General features: G+C 72.6%; 12 protein-coding genes. 3 read left to right on the top strand and 9 right to left on the bottom strand.

Annotated elements, in window-relative coordinates:
- Positions 1-143: 143 nt before the first annotated feature.
- The 4 genes from ACYVLJ_RS15260 to pknB form a co-directional block, all read right to left on the bottom strand.
- Positions 144-845 (bottom strand): hypothetical protein, encoded by a 702-nt coding sequence (locus ACYVLJ_RS15260; protein ID WP_451973997.1) that lies wholly within the window; start codon positions 843-845, stop codon positions 144-146.
- A 136-nt stretch (positions 846-981) separates the two neighbouring features.
- On the bottom strand, positions 982-2,487 hold the full coding sequence (locus ACYVLJ_RS15255) for an SPFH domain-containing protein (RefSeq protein WP_451973995.1): 1,506 nt from the start codon (positions 2,485-2,487) through the stop codon (positions 982-984).
- A 55-nt stretch (positions 2,488-2,542) separates the two neighbouring features.
- A complete protein-coding gene (locus ACYVLJ_RS15250) occupies positions 2,543-2,752 on the bottom strand; it encodes a hypothetical protein (protein WP_451973993.1) in 210 nt (69 codons plus the stop codon).
- Positions 2,749-4,773 (bottom strand): Stk1 family PASTA domain-containing Ser/Thr kinase, encoded by a 2,025-nt coding sequence (gene pknB / locus ACYVLJ_RS15245; RefSeq protein ID WP_460439061.1) that lies wholly within the window; start codon positions 4,771-4,773, stop codon positions 2,749-2,751. Before pknB ends, ACYVLJ_RS15250 begins: the two co-directional genes overlap by 4 nt.
- 103 nt (positions 4,774-4,876) lie before the next feature.
- Here pknB and ACYVLJ_RS15240 point away from each other — a divergent pair, with 103 nt between their 5' ends.
- Complete coding sequence (locus ACYVLJ_RS15240; RefSeq protein WP_451973989.1) at positions 4,877-5,245, top strand: Rv2175c family DNA-binding protein; 369 nt, start codon at positions 4,877-4,879, stop codon at positions 5,243-5,245.
- Positions 5,246-5,600: 355 nt separating this feature from the next.
- On the opposite strand, the gene ACYVLJ_RS15235 is transcribed toward ACYVLJ_RS15240, so the two are convergent.
- Genes ACYVLJ_RS15235 through merB form a run of 5 tightly spaced genes read right to left on the bottom strand, consistent with a single transcriptional unit; the run spans position 5,601 to position 10,615 of the window.
- Positions 5,601-6,380, bottom strand: coding sequence for an LLM class F420-dependent oxidoreductase (locus ACYVLJ_RS15235; RefSeq protein WP_451973979.1), 780 nt, complete (start codon positions 6,378-6,380; stop codon positions 5,601-5,603).
- Positions 6,377-7,303 (bottom strand): phytoene/squalene synthase family protein, encoded by a 927-nt coding sequence (locus ACYVLJ_RS15230; RefSeq protein WP_460439060.1) that lies wholly within the window; start codon positions 7,301-7,303, stop codon positions 6,377-6,379. Before ACYVLJ_RS15230 ends, ACYVLJ_RS15235 begins: the two co-directional genes overlap by 4 nt.
- Positions 7,300-8,772, bottom strand: coding sequence for a phytoene desaturase family protein (gene crtI, locus ACYVLJ_RS15225; protein ID WP_460439059.1), 1,473 nt, complete (start codon positions 8,770-8,772; stop codon positions 7,300-7,302). The genes ACYVLJ_RS15230 and crtI overlap by 4 nt, the downstream gene beginning before the upstream one ends.
- A gap of 1 nt (position 8,773) precedes the next feature.
- Positions 8,774-9,865: a polyprenyl synthetase family protein gene (locus tag ACYVLJ_RS15220; protein ID WP_460439058.1), complete on the bottom strand. Its 1,092-nt coding sequence runs from the start codon at positions 9,863-9,865 to the stop codon at positions 8,774-8,776.
- A gap of 60 nt (positions 9,866-9,925) precedes the next feature.
- Positions 9,926-10,615, bottom strand: coding sequence for an organomercurial lyase (merB, locus tag ACYVLJ_RS15215; RefSeq protein WP_451973971.1), 690 nt, complete (start codon positions 10,613-10,615; stop codon positions 9,926-9,928).
- 114 nt (positions 10,616-10,729) lie between these two features.
- Between merB and metF the strand changes: the two genes are divergently transcribed.
- Together metF and ACYVLJ_RS15205 are read left to right on the top strand one after the other, a co-directional pair.
- Positions 10,730-11,614 (top strand): methylenetetrahydrofolate reductase [NAD(P)H], encoded by an 885-nt coding sequence (gene metF / locus ACYVLJ_RS15210; RefSeq protein WP_451973969.1) that lies wholly within the window; start codon positions 10,730-10,732, stop codon positions 11,612-11,614.
- A 42-nt stretch (positions 11,615-11,656) separates the two neighbouring features.
- Positions 11,657-13,345: a DUF885 domain-containing protein gene (locus ACYVLJ_RS15205; RefSeq protein ID WP_460439057.1), complete on the top strand. Its 1,689-nt coding sequence runs from the start codon at positions 11,657-11,659 to the stop codon at positions 13,343-13,345.
- The last annotated feature ends 133 nt before the right edge of the window (positions 13,346-13,478 follow it).

Below are 13,478 nucleotides of genomic sequence, written 5' to 3'. Positions count from 1 at the left end.
GTCGGAAGGGAGGAGACCCACTGCACCAGCCGGAGATGTCCGGCGGGTGGTCGAAGTGTTTCAACGACGCTAACTACCCACCCCATTCATCCATTCGAGATACCCCGGGCGCCGGTGCCCGGGGTCACAGATCGACAAACGCGCTAGTCCCCGCGGGTGGGCTCGGGCTCTTCCGCCCGCACCACGGAGGTCCCCCATTCGGGGGTGAGGGCCACCTGCTTGCCGACGCGGCGCACCGGCAGGCCGTTCACCTGCCGCTTGCCCAGCCCCGGCCAGATCTCCGCGGCGTCCTTCGCCGCGGCCCGGATCGCGCCGCCGTCGAGCGTCGTGCGCGTCTCGGGGATCTCGCGGTCGGTCCACTGGACGACCAGCTTCAGCGGGCCGGCCGACGGGAGCGGCCACAGGAACACGTCGTGCTCGACGGCGAAGCGCGTGCCGCCGACCGGTTGCGCCCGCAGTACCGGTTCGTCCGGTTCGGACGCCGACGGCACCGAAACCGTCTCGGAGCTCGCGCGGCTTCCGTCGGCGTAGAGCACGCCGAAGAGCAGCCCGTTGTAGTCGGGCTTGCGCCGGTGGTCGATCAGCCCCTCGGCGGGGTCGTCGACCAGGCTGTCGCGCGAGAACACGGTGATCCGCAGGGTCATGGCCTCCGGCCACACGTCGATGGACCGCAGGGCCACCACCGTGCGCTCGGACCGGCCCAGCGGCTGCGCCCACGGCAGCACGGCCGGGACGATGTGCTCGCGCGGGGCGTCCGTCCAGTGCCGCCCGTTGAACGCGTAGAGCTCCTGTTCCGGAACGGGGAACAGGGGACGCTCACGGGGACCGCCGTTGAAGAAGGTCATCGGGCGGTCCGAGACGGGCTGTCCGGCACCATGCGCCCACGGTAGGACAACATCACGGGAATTGCCGCCCCCGAACGGGCGTACGGCCCTTGCCTCCCGTGATTCGGGACACAAGAGCCGTACGCTGAGTGACCGCTCAGTCGGTCAGCTTCAGTTCGCCGTTGCGCCGGGCGGACTCGTCCAGCTCCTTCTCGGCCGGCTTGCCCATGGCGTCCATCAGCTGCCGGGCCAGGCCGAGACCGGTGCCGCCGAGCGACAGGGCCTTGGCGAACATGTCGGACATGCCGTCGGCGCCGTTGAGCACGACCATGTGGTCGACGTTGCCGAACGCGCTCGCGCCCGCCTCGACGATCTCCGGCCAGCGCTCGGCCAGCTGCTGCGCGACGACCGCCTCCTGGTTCTCCGCCAGCGCCGCCGCGCGTGCCTTGATCGCGTCCGCCTCGGCCAGGCCCTTCGCCCGGGCCGACTCGGCCTCGGCGAGCCCCTTCGCCTTGGCGGCCTCCGCCTCGGCGAGGCCGCGGGCCTGGGCCGCGGCGGCCTCGGCCTCACCGGTCGCCCGGGTCGCGCCCGCCGACGCCTCGGCGCGGGCCTTCGTGGCCTGGGCTTCGGCTTCCGCGGCCGTCTTCACGCGCGTCGCGTCCGCCGCGGCCCGCAGCTCGGTCTCCTTCGCCTCGGCCTGCGCCTTGGCGATCTGCGCGTCACGGGCGGCGTCGGCCGTGGTCCGGGTGTCGTACGCCTTCGCGTCGGCCGGCTTGCGGACCTGTGACTGCAGCCGCTGCTCGGCCAGCGCCGCCTCCAGCTCGGCCGCCCGCGTCTCCTGGACGACGACCTCCTGGCGCGCGGTCGCCTCGGCCAGCGGGCCGGACTGCGACGCCTTCGCCCGGGCCTGGTCCACTTCGGCCTGGTAACCGGCCTGCTGGATCTGGCTTTCGCGGACCGCGGCGGCCTTCTTCGCGGCCGAGACCTGCTCGACCTCGGCGGCCTCCTGGTCGCGCTGCGCCTCGGCGATGCGGGCCGACGCGGCGATCGCGGCGGCGTGCGGCTTCCCCAGGTTGAGGATGTAACCGGACTCGTCGTCGATCTCCTGGATCTGCAGTGAGTCCACGATCAGGCCGAGCTTGATCATCTCCGTGGCCGAGGACTGCCGGACCTCGCCGGTCAGCGCGTCCCGGTTGTGGATCATCTCCTCGATGGTCAGCCCGCCCACGATCGAGCGCAGGTGGCCGGAGAACAGCTCGTGGATCGTGTCGTTCATGCCCTTCTGCTGGTCCAGGAACCGGCGGGCGGCGTTGGCGATCGAGGCGAAGTCGTCGCCGACCTTGTAGATGACGACCGCGCGCACGGTGACCGGCAGGCCCTGCTTGGTCACGCACGAGACCTGCAGGTTGACGCCCCGGGTGTCCAGCGACAGCCGGCGGGCCGTCTGGAACCCGGGCAGCACGTTCACGCCACGGCCGGTGATGATCTTGAAGCCCAGGCTGTCCGCGGTGTCCGCCCGGTCGACGCGCACGCCGAACCCGGAGATGATCAGCGCTTCGTTCGGCTCCGCGACCTTGTAGAGCAACCGCAGGATCCCGAAGACGACGACCAGCGCGACGACGAGACCACCGGCGGAAACCAGCACGATTTCCACGAGACTCATGGCACCGACCCCCTCGCTCTTCTGTTGTGGGTGTGTTGGTGCCTCTTCGACGCCGTCAAAGGCCCAGCGGTTGCCACCGTTCCACGTAAACCGTCCGCGGGGGTTCGAAGTCGACCACGAGCACCTGGGTGCCCGAGGCGAACGTGGCTTCGGGGTCGGCCGGGTAGGCGTAGAACGCCTCCGTGCCGCCCCGGACGTTCAGCAGGACCTCGCCGACGAGGCCGGGACCGATCGTGCCGGTCACGCGGCCACGGCTGCCGATCATCCCCCGAAGCCCTTCAGCTTGACCTTGCTGCCCTTCTGCACGATGGAACCCGGCTGCGGGTCCTGCTGGAAGACGAAGTCGAACCCGCCGCCACCACCCGGTCCGTGGCCGTTGCCGTTGCCCTTGCCGTCGCGGTCGGCCTTCAGCCCGGCCTGCTCGAGGATCTTCTGGGCGTCGTCGAACGAGCGGAACCGGACGTCCGGTACCTGGACGGCGTTCGACACGAACACGCCGATCCGCTTCGCCGTCGCCTGCGAGTTCGCCGGCGGGTCGGTCCGGGTGACGTTCCCGCCCGGGACGCCCTGGTTGAACTCCTCGCCGGCCTGGAACGGCTCGAACCCGGCCTGCTGCAGCAGCTGGAACGCCTCGTCCTTGCTCCGCCCGGTGACGTCCGGGACCGGCGGCAGCGGGATCGGGCCCTTCGACACGATGATCGTGACCTGGCCGCCGATGGGGAGCTGGCTGCCGGCGGCCGGCGTGGTGCGGATGACCGCGCCCTGCGGCACTTCGGCGTCGTAGTCGTCCTGGCCGCGGACCGGGTTCAGCTGGGCGGCCTTGATCGCCTGCTCGGCGTCGGGGAGCGCGGTGCCCGGCCGGATGTCCGGCACGGCGGGGCGGCCCTTGGACAGCACGACCGACACGGTCGAGTTCGGCTGCAGCGGCGTGCCCTCGGCGGGCTCGGCCCGCAGCACCGTGTTCGACGGCACGGAGTTGTCGTACTCCTGGCTGAACTGCGGCGTCAGCTTCACCGCGCGCAGGGCGTCGCCCGCCGCGGCCTGGTTGAGCCCGACGAGCCTCGGCACGGTCGCGGTCTTGTCCCCGCCGTCGTCGGTGAGGATGAACGCGAACGCCCCGATCAGCCCGCCGAACAGCAGCACGGCGGCCACGATGATGGCGATCCGCTTCCGGTTGTCCCGCGGCTTCCCGGGTTCCGCTTCACCGCCGAGCCGCGGTGGTGACGGCGGCTGCTGCGCGAAGCCCGGGGGAGGGGTGCCGGGGTGGCTCAGCGCCCGCGTCGCGTTCGGGCGGTGCACCGGCATGGTCTTCTCGGTGTCCGGCACCTGCGGGATCCGCGGCAGCGTGCGCTCGGTGTCGGCGACGTCGCCCTGGCCGTGCGCCGCCGGGATCGGCACGGTCACCGGCAGCAGGCCCAGCTGGGCGCGCACGGCCGTCAGCTCGGTCAGGAACTCCCCGGCGTCGGCGGGGCGCAGCTGGGGGTCGCGCCGGGTCGCGCGCGTGATCAGCTCGTCCAGCACGGGCGGCAGGTCGGGCCGCAGCAGGCTCGGGCGCGGGACGTCGTCGTTCACGTGCCGGTAGGCCACCGAAATCGCCGTGTCGCCGGTGTAGGGCACCTGCCCGGTGAGCATTTCGTAGAGCAGGATGCCGGCCGAGTAGACGTCGCCCTGCGAGGAGGCCGCGCCGGTGGCGACCTGCTCGGGGGAGAGGTAGGCGACCGTGCCGAGGATGACGCTCGAGCTGGTCGTGCCCGCGCTCGCGACGGCCCGCACCAGGCCGAAGTCGGCGACCTTGACCGCGCCGCCGGTCTGCCCGGAGCGGCCGATCAGCACGTTCTCCGGCTTGACGTCCCGGTGCACCAGCCCGGCCTGGTGCGCGGCGGCCAGCGCCGACAGCACCGGCTCGGCCACGCTCAGCGCGAGCGCGACGTCCAGCGGGCCCTTCTCGTCCAGCAGGTCGCGCAGCGTGCCGCCGTCGACCAGCTCCATCACCAGGAACGCGAGCCCGGACTCCGCGCCCTGCGGCTGGTCGAACCCCTGGTCGTGCACGGCCACCACGTGCGGGTGGTGCAGCTGGGCCGCCGACTGGGCTTCGCGCACGAACCGGTCCACGAACGACCGGTCGTCGGCGAACCGCGGGTCCATGATCTTGATCGCGACCGGCCGGTCCAGCCGGGTGTCGGTCCCCCGGTAGACGGAAGACATTCCGCCGTGGGCGAGCAGCCGGTCCACCCGGTAGCGCCGCTCGAGGAGCGTGCCGACCAGGCTGGGATGGGTGCGAGTCACGAGTAAGGATCGTACGGAACCGCACACGGTTGGTGCAGGAGACCTCGCGGGTCACCCGTGCGTACTAGCGGGTGAGGGGACGAAATGTGGCACAGTGTCACCTGTGAGTGGGATTCCTGTCGCCGATGACGTCCTCGACACCGCGGTCGCGGTCCTCCCGTTGACGGAGGTGGCGACCGTTCTCGGGACCTCGGCCAACAAGGTCCGGCAGATGCTGCGCGACGGGCACCTCATCGCGGTCAAGCGCGGTGGCGAGCTGTGCGTGCCCGGCGACTTCTTCGTCAAGGACGGCGTCGTCAAGGGATTGGCGGGGACGATCACCGTGCTCGCCGACTCCGGGTTCTCCCGGACCGAGATGCTGCGGTGGCTGTTCACGGCCGACGAGACCCTGCCGGGCAGCACGCCGATCAACGCCCTGCGCACCAGCCACGGCACCGAGGTCAAGCGGCGCGCGCAGGCGATGGCGTTCTGACCTGCGCGGATACGGCGTCGCGGCGAGGAGCTGAACGCCCGCCGCGGTGAGCAGGGCCGCCGTGGCCCGGTGATCTTCACGCTCGCGGCCGTCGTGAACACCTGCGCGCGGACGTGCTCCGGTGCCTCCCGATGGCGGATCGCGAACAGGCCGTGAGCTGCGGGCCTTCGGCGACCCCGGCTATGGCTGCGCGCCCGGCAGCGGGTAACAGACGGTGACCATCCCGATGCCGGTGCAGGAGATCGCCGACGCCACCGTCGCCCGCCTCAGCGGGTCGCCGCCCACCGGGCCCCGAAGCCGTGAAGGCCACGTCGACGGAACCGAAGTCCCTCGATGCGGCCTTCACGGACGAAAATCAGGCGTTGGTCTTGTCGCGCCAGGCGATCCACTTCTCCAGCGCGCCCAGGTCGTAGTCCGGGCCGCCGACGCCGACCGTGAACGTCGTGACGCCCAGGTCCAGCAGCTGGGGGCCCAGCTCGTCCGGCTCGCCCTGGACGCCGCACGACCGCTCGATCTCCGCCGGGTCGCGGCCGACGTCCGCGCAGTGCTGGTCGAGGATCTTCACCTTGCGCTCGACGACCTCCGGGTCGCCGAAGCCGTGCCAGATGTCGCCGTGCTTCGCGACCAGCTTGAGCGTCTTCTTCTCGCCGCCGCCGCCGATGAGCACCGGGATCTTGCGGGTCGGCGGCGGGTTCAGCTTGCCCAGCCGCGACTCGATGCGCGGGAGCGACTCCGCCAGGTTGTCGAGGCGGCCGCCGGCGGTGCCGAACTCGTAGCCGTACTCGTCGTAGTCCTTCTCGAACCAGCCGGAGCCGATGCCGAGGATGAGCCGGCCGCCGGAGATGTGGTCGACCGTGCGGGCCATGTCGGCCAGCAGCTCGGGGTTGCGGTAGCTGTTGCAGGTCACCAGGGCGCCGATCTCCACCCGTGACGTCGACTCCGCCCACGCGCCGAGCATGGTCCAGCACTCGAAGTGCTTGCCCTCGGGCTCGCCGTACAGCGGGTAGAAGTGGTCCCAGTTGAAGACGATGTCGGCACCCAGGTCCTCGGCGGCCGAGGCGGTGCGCCGGATGGCGTCGTAGTCGGCGTGCTGCGGCTGGAGCTGCAGCCCGATCCGGATCCGTCGATTGGTCATGATCGCAGCGTACGACCGCCGCGGAACGTCTCGCGCGCCCAGACCGCGGCCAAGGGTGGTAGTGCGACTACCAGCCTCCGCGCCTTCGGGACGACCGCGCGCCGTGTCAGGACGTCGTAGTCGAGCGCGACGATCTCGTCGAGGATGCCTTCGTACAGCGTCAGCGCCGTCCGCACGCACGCCCGCGACTCCGGGCGCAGCAGCGGAACGCCCGCTTCGGCCCGCCGGTACACCGCTCGCGTCCGCGCGACGAAGTACGCCAGCGCCGCCCGGATCCGCGGGTCGGGACGCCGTCGTTCCAGCAGGTCGCGGGTGACGCCGAACGCGGCCAGTTCCGACGTCGGCAGGTACAGCCGGCCGCGATCGAGGTCCTCGCCGACGTCGCGCAGGAAGTTCGTCAGCTGGAACGCTTCGCCCAGCGCGATCGCGCCCGGCTCGGCCTCGGCCAAGGTGCCCACCGTGCCGAACACCGGCAGCATCTGCAGCCCGATCACCGCGGCCGAGCCGTACATGTACTCGCCCAGCTCGGCGAAGGTCGGGTACTCGACCGGCTCGAGGTCCATCCGCATGGACTTCAGGAACGCGTCGAACAGTTCGCGGGAAATGCCGTAGCGCCGCACGGTGTCGGCCAGCGCCGCGAGCACCAGGTCGTCGGGCACCCCGCCGGCGTGGACGACGTCGACCATCGCCGCGACGCGGTCCAGTGAACCCGCGGGATCGCTGCCCGGCGCCGGGTTGTCGACCAGTTCGTCGGCCATCCGCGCGAACCCGTAGAGCGTGTGCGCGGCGGGCCGGGCCCGCGCCGGCAGCAGCCGGGTGGCCAGGAAGAACGTGCGCCCGTAGTGCGCGTTGATGCGGCGGCATTCCGCGTACGCGGCGCGCAGGGCCGGGTCGGTGATGCCCGCGGCGTCGAGTTCGTTCACCGGCCGGTGATCCTTTCCGCTGCCAGTCGCCCGGAGATGAGCACCGGCGGGATGCCGACGCCCGGGGTGGTGCCGCAGCCGGCGAGCACCACGTTGCCCGCCGCGCGCACCAGGTTCGCCGGCCGGAACGGGCCGGTCTGCGGGAACGTGTGCGCGAGCGAGAACGGCGTCCCGGCCGCGAGCCCGCGCGCCGCCCAGTCCGCCGGGGTGATCGTCTCGTCGACGGCGAAGGCTTCGCCGAACCCGGTCAGCCCGCGTGCTTCGAGCGTGCGAAGCAGTTCCTCCCGGTACGGCCCGCGGACGCGGTCCCAGTCGATCTTCCCGCTGCGCAGGTTCGGCGCGGGCGCGAGCACCGAGACGATCTCCCCGCCGCGCCCGGCCAGTCCCGGGTCGGTCGCCGTCGGGCGCGTGACCAGCAGCGACGGGTCGCTCATGAGCTTCCCCTCGCGGATGATCTCCGCGAACGTCCGCTCCCAGGCGCCGCCGAAGAAGATCGTGTGGTGCCCGAGGTCCCACTTCCGGGTGGTCCGGCCGTGCAGGACCACGGCCGACGGCGAATACCGCAGCGGCAGCGGCCGCCGGGGCCGCGCGCCGATGAGCCGGTAGGCCGCGCCCAGCTCGGTGGCGAGCACGACGGCGTCGCACTCGATCCGCTCGCCCGAGCGCGTCCGGACCGCGCGCACCCGTGAATTCACCCGCTCGAGCCACGCGGCTTCGGTGCCGAACCGCACGTCCGCGCCCGCCCGGGCCGCCGCGCCGGTCATCGCCCGGCCGATCTCGCCCATCCCGCCTTCGGGGTAGTGGACGCCGCCGACGGTGTCCATGTAGGCGATGACGCCGTACGCGCCGATCGCGCTCGCCGGATCCAGCCCCGCGTACAGCGCCTGGAACGTGAAGAGCCGCCGGACCCGCTCGTCGAGCAGGTAACGGCCGACGCGCGGGCCGAGCCGGCCGAACCCGCCGAGCGCCGCGAGCTTCGCCAGCTCGGGGCGGGCCAGGTCGAGCGGCGAGTCGAAGTTCGCGCCGATGAACCGGTCCTTCTGCACCGCGTACAGCTCGGTCAGCCAGCGCCGCAGCGCCCGGTAGCCCACCGCTTCGCGTGCGCCCGCGAAGGCGCGGATCTCGGCCTCCATCGCGTCGCCGTCGGTGTGCAGGGCCAGGGTGCTGCCGTCGGCGAACCGCGCCCGGTAGGCGGGGTCGAGCCTGGTCAGGCGCAGGTTCTTGGCCAGCGGCTCGCCGACCGCGGCGAACGCCTCCTCCAGCAGCTCCGGCATGGTCAGCACGCTCGCGCCGGTGTCCACGGCGTTGCCGTCGAAGTTCCGCTGCCCGGCCCGGCCGCCCGGGACGTCGGCCTGCTCCAGCAGCGTGACGCGCCGCCCGGCGCCGAGCAGGTGCAGGGTCGCCGAAAGCCCGGCCAGCCCGGCCCCGATCACGACGACGTGGTCGGCGGGCCCGTCGATCTTCCGCACGTCAGTACGTCCGCTGGGTGGCCTTGACGACCAGGCCGGTCAGCGCCTCGGGCGCCGGCTCGGCCAGGTGCGCGCGCTCGAGCGCGGCCATCGCGGCGGTGGTCAGCTCGTCGATCCGCCGCTCGACCGCGTCGACCGCGCCGACCTGCTGCAACGCCATCCGGACGGTCTCGACGTCCTCGTCGGAGAGGTCCGCGTCGCCGATCGCGTCCGCGATCACGGTGGCCGCGGCGTCCTCGCCCTTCTCGGCGGCGAGCTGCAGGCCCAGCGCGACGAGCAGGGTGCGCTTGCCCTCGCGCAGGTCGTCGCCGGCGGGCTTGCCGGTGACGGACGGGTCGCCGAACACGCCGAGGAGGTCGTCGCGCAGCTGGAACGCGACACCGACCTCGCCGCCGAACTCCAGCAGCGTGCCGATCAGCTCGTCCGACGCCCCGCCCAGCGCGGCGCCCAGGTGCAGCGGCCGCTGCACGGTGTAGGCGGCGGTCTTGAGGCGGTCGATCTTCAGCGCGGCCTCGACCGACGCGTCACCGGTGGCCTGCGTGCGGACGTCGAGATACTGCCCGGCGAGCACCTCGGTGCGCATCGCGCGCCAGGCCGGGCGGGCCGCGGCGAGCGTCTCGGCGGGCAGCGGCGCGCCGGCGAACATGTCGTCGGCCCAGGCCAGGGCGAGGTCGCCGACCAGTACCGCGGTGGCCAGGCCGAACGTCGCGGGGGAGCCGAGCCAGCCCTGGTCGGCGTGCAGTTTCGCGCCCGCGATGTGCACGGTCGGGAAGCCGCGGCGGGAGTCGGAGGAGTCGATCAGGTCGTCGTGGATGAGCGCGCACGCCTGGATCAGCTCCAGGCTGGACACCGCCTGCAGCACGCCCTCGGCGTCCGGCCCGGCCGGGTCGCCGCCCGCGCCGCGCCAGCCCCACCACGCGAACGTCGGCCGCAAGCGCTTGCCCCCGGTCAGCACGAACCCGCTCAGCGCGTCGATTCCGGCGGCCACGGTCGGCTCGGTGCCGAGGATCTCCGCGCCCGCCCGGCCGAGGAACCCGGCCAGCGCGCGCTCGACGTGGGCGGGCAGGTCGGCGTCGGAGACGGGCGCGTTCATGCCGCCATCCTCGCGGAACCCGCGGGGCCGCGGACCGCCGGGGCGGCCCGATGTGGCGAATCAGACTCCGGCCGCCGGCGCCCAGAACGGCCCGCTCAGGCCCGCTTCGGCGAAGTAGGCGACCGCGCTGTCCGGTTCGCGGCGGCGGTAGCCGCGCTCGAGCCGGCCTTCGTACCAGCCGCGGGCCAGCCGCCAGAGCGTGACGAGGTCCATCACGTACCCCCGCTCCTGCCCGGTCGCCGCCAGCCACGCGTCCACACAGGACTCGCAGCAGAACAGCCGCTGGTGGTCGCAGGTGCGCAACACGTCGTCCCACATGCGCGCGGCGGGCACGAGGAAGTGCGCCACCTGAGAGCCTTCGGGCGGCGCTTCCCGGCGCACGACCAGCGCGTGCGGCTGGCCGCAGCCGGGGCAGCGGGTCGCGACCAGCACCTCGGGCTCGTCCTCGACGAGGTGCGGGATGGCGAAGGAGTCCCACGCGCAGCCGCCCCACCAGAGCGTGTGCGACCCCATCACCGAGAAGCCGAGCGACTTCGCCGCGAACGGGTGGGCGAGCACGACGTGCTCGCAGTCGTCGAGCACCAGGTGGTGGGCCTCGGCGAGGCGGTGCAGCGCCTGCTTGGCGACGGCCAGGGAGCCGCCCGCCGCGTCGGCCAGTTCCGGCGCGGACGGCGCCCGGCCGCGGTCGGCGAACGCGTGGTAGACGGCGAGGCGCACGTCCTCGTCCCAGCTGGCGTCGTCGTCCCTCATAGGTCACTCCCGGTGGTGCGCGCCCAGTTTAGTCCTCGAACGCGACTCGAACGGCAGTCTCGCGACGCGGACGGGGGCTCCCGCATGCCGGGCGTGGGCCCTTAACATTCGAGTATGAAGTCGGTGATCGAGCGGGTGCGGGGTGACGGGCCGAAGTTCTCCATCGAGTTCTTCCCGCCCCGGGACACGGCGGACGAGGCTGTCCTGTGGAAGGCGATCCGGGAGCTCGAGCCGTACGACCCGGCCTACATGTCGATCACCTACGGCGCCGGCGGCTCCAGCCGCGACGGCACGGTCCGCAGCATCGCCCGCGTCGCGACCGAGACGACGCTGGTGCCGATGGCGCACCTGACCGCGGTCAACCACTCCGTCGCCGAACTGCGGAACGTGATCGGCTGGTACGCCTCGGTCGGCGTCCGCAACATCCTCGCGCTGCGCGGCGACCCGCCCGGCGACGTCTACGGCGAGTGGATCCCGCACCCCGAGGGCCTCACCTACGCCGAAGAGCTGGTGCAGCTGGTGCGCGAGCTGGGCGACTTCTGCGTCGGCGTCTCGGCGTACACCTACGGCCACCCGCGCTCGCCCGACCTGGAGTCGGACACGAAGTACCTGGTCCGCAAGCTGCGCGCGGGCGCGGACTTCGCGATCGCGCAGTTGTTCCACGACCCCGAGGACTTCCTGCGGCTGCGCGACCGGGTGGCCGCGACCGGCTGCGACGTCCCGGTGCTGCCGGGCGTCATGCCCCTGACGACCATGCGGACCCTGCAGACGACGATCAAGCTGTCCGGCGCGCCGGCCCCCCGCAAGCTCCTGGACCGGCTCGAACCGCTGGCCGAGGACCCCAAGGCGTTCCGCGCGGCGGGCATCGACGTCACCACCGAGCTGTGCGAGAAACTGATCGCGGAAGGCGTGCCGAACCTGCACTTCTACACGTTCAACCGCTCGAAGGCGACGCGCGAGGTGATCGCCCGGCTCGGGCTCGTCCCAGCCCGGACATAAGTCCGTACCACCAGCCCTGGGTGGGCCGGTAGCGTGCGGCACATGGCTTCTACTGCTTCCTCGGACGTGCACGCGATCTGCGACCGCTACGTCGACGACTACGCGGCCGCCGACCCGGTCGCGGCCACCTCCTTCGGCGTCAAGGGTCACGACGACCGGCTGACCGACTACTCGGCCGAGGGGTACGCCGAGCGCGCCGGACTGGCCGCGCGGGCGCACGCCGCCGTCGTCGCGGCCGAGCCGAAGGACGCCGCCGAGCGGGCCGCGAAAGCCGTGTTCACCGAGCGCGTGGGCCTGGAGCTGGAGATCCACGAGGCGGGCCTCGACGTGGCGAGCCTCAACGTCATCTCCAGCCCGGTGCAGGAGCTGCGGATGGCGTTCGACCTGATGCCGCTGGAGAACGAGCACGACTGGTCGGTCGTCTCGGCCCGGATCGGCGAGGTCCCGAAGGCGCTGGCGGGCGTCCGCGGCGGCCTGCTCGCGGCCGCCGACGCGGGCCACGTCTCGGCGCTGCGCCAGGTCGGCAAGGTCGCGGAGCAGTGCGAGACGTGGGCGGGTCTGAAGGACGAGACGGGCTACTTCACCCAGCTCGCCGCCGGCGCGTCTTCCCAAGGCGAAGCGCTGAAGACGGACCTTGCGCACGGCGCGCGGGCCGCCGAAGAGGCGTACGCGGAGTTCGCCGGGTTCCTGCGCGCCGAGCTGGCGCCGAAGGCCCCGGTCAAGGACGCCGTCGGCGAGGACGTCTACCGCCTGTGGTCGCGGTACTTCGTCGGCGCGGCCCTGGACCTGCGCGAGGCGTACGAGTGGGGCTGGGCGGAGTTCGCCCGGATCGAGTCCGAGATGCGGGCGGTCGCCAACCGGATCAAGCCGGGCGCCACGATCACGGAGGCCGCGGCGGTGCTCGACGCCGACCCGCGCTACCGCGTCCAGGGCCGCTCCGAGTTCGAAGCGTGGATGCAGCACCTGTCCGACGAGGCGCTGAAGTCGTTGCGCGGCAAGCACTTCGACATCTCCGACCGGGTGATGGCCCTGGAGTGCCGGATCGCCCCGCCGGGGGGCGGCGTCGGCGCGTACTACACGGGCCCGAGCGAGGACTTCAGCCGGCCGGGCCGCATGTGGTGGTCGCTGCCCGCCGGCCGCGACGAGTTCGTCACCTGGCGCGAGACGAGCACGGTCTACCACGAGGGCGCGCCCGGCCACCACCTGCAGATCGCGACCGCGGTGGACCAGTCGGAGGGGCTGAACAAGTACCAGCGCCTGATGGCGTTCACCTCGGGCCACGCGGAGGGCTGGGCCCTGTACGCGGAGCGCCTGATGGAGGAACTGGGCTACCTCGCGGACGAGGGCGACCTGCTGGGGATGCTGTCGGAGCAGCTGTTCCGCGCCGCCCGCGTGGTCGTCGACCTGGGCATGCACCTGGAACTCCCGATCCCCGCGGGCACGGGCTTCCACGAGGGCGAGCGGTGGACGCCGGAGCTGGGCCTGGAGTTCATGCTGACCCGCACGATCACGGACCAGGCCCACGTCCGCGACGAGATCGACCGCTACCTCGGCTGGCCCGGCCAGGCCCCGGCGTACAAGATCGGCGAGCGCCTCTGGCTGGCGGCCCGCGCCGAGGCGCGAGCCCGCGCGGGATCGGCGTTCGACATCAAGCGGTTCCACACGGAGGCCCTGCGGATGGGCGGCATGGGGCTCGACACGCTGCGGGAGCAGCTGGCCCAGCTGGACTGACGTGCGCGGCGGCCGCCGGAAAACCGGTGGCCGCCCGCCCGTAGGCTCCGCTACTTTCCGGTCCGTGCACCGGATCCTGTTCGTCACCCCGCCGCCCCGCGCCTGAGCGGGGTGGTCCTCCGCCGCGTGGCCC

Source organism: Amycolatopsis stemonae (assembly GCF_054781455.1).
This window is presented reverse-complemented; position numbering and strand designations above follow the sequence as displayed.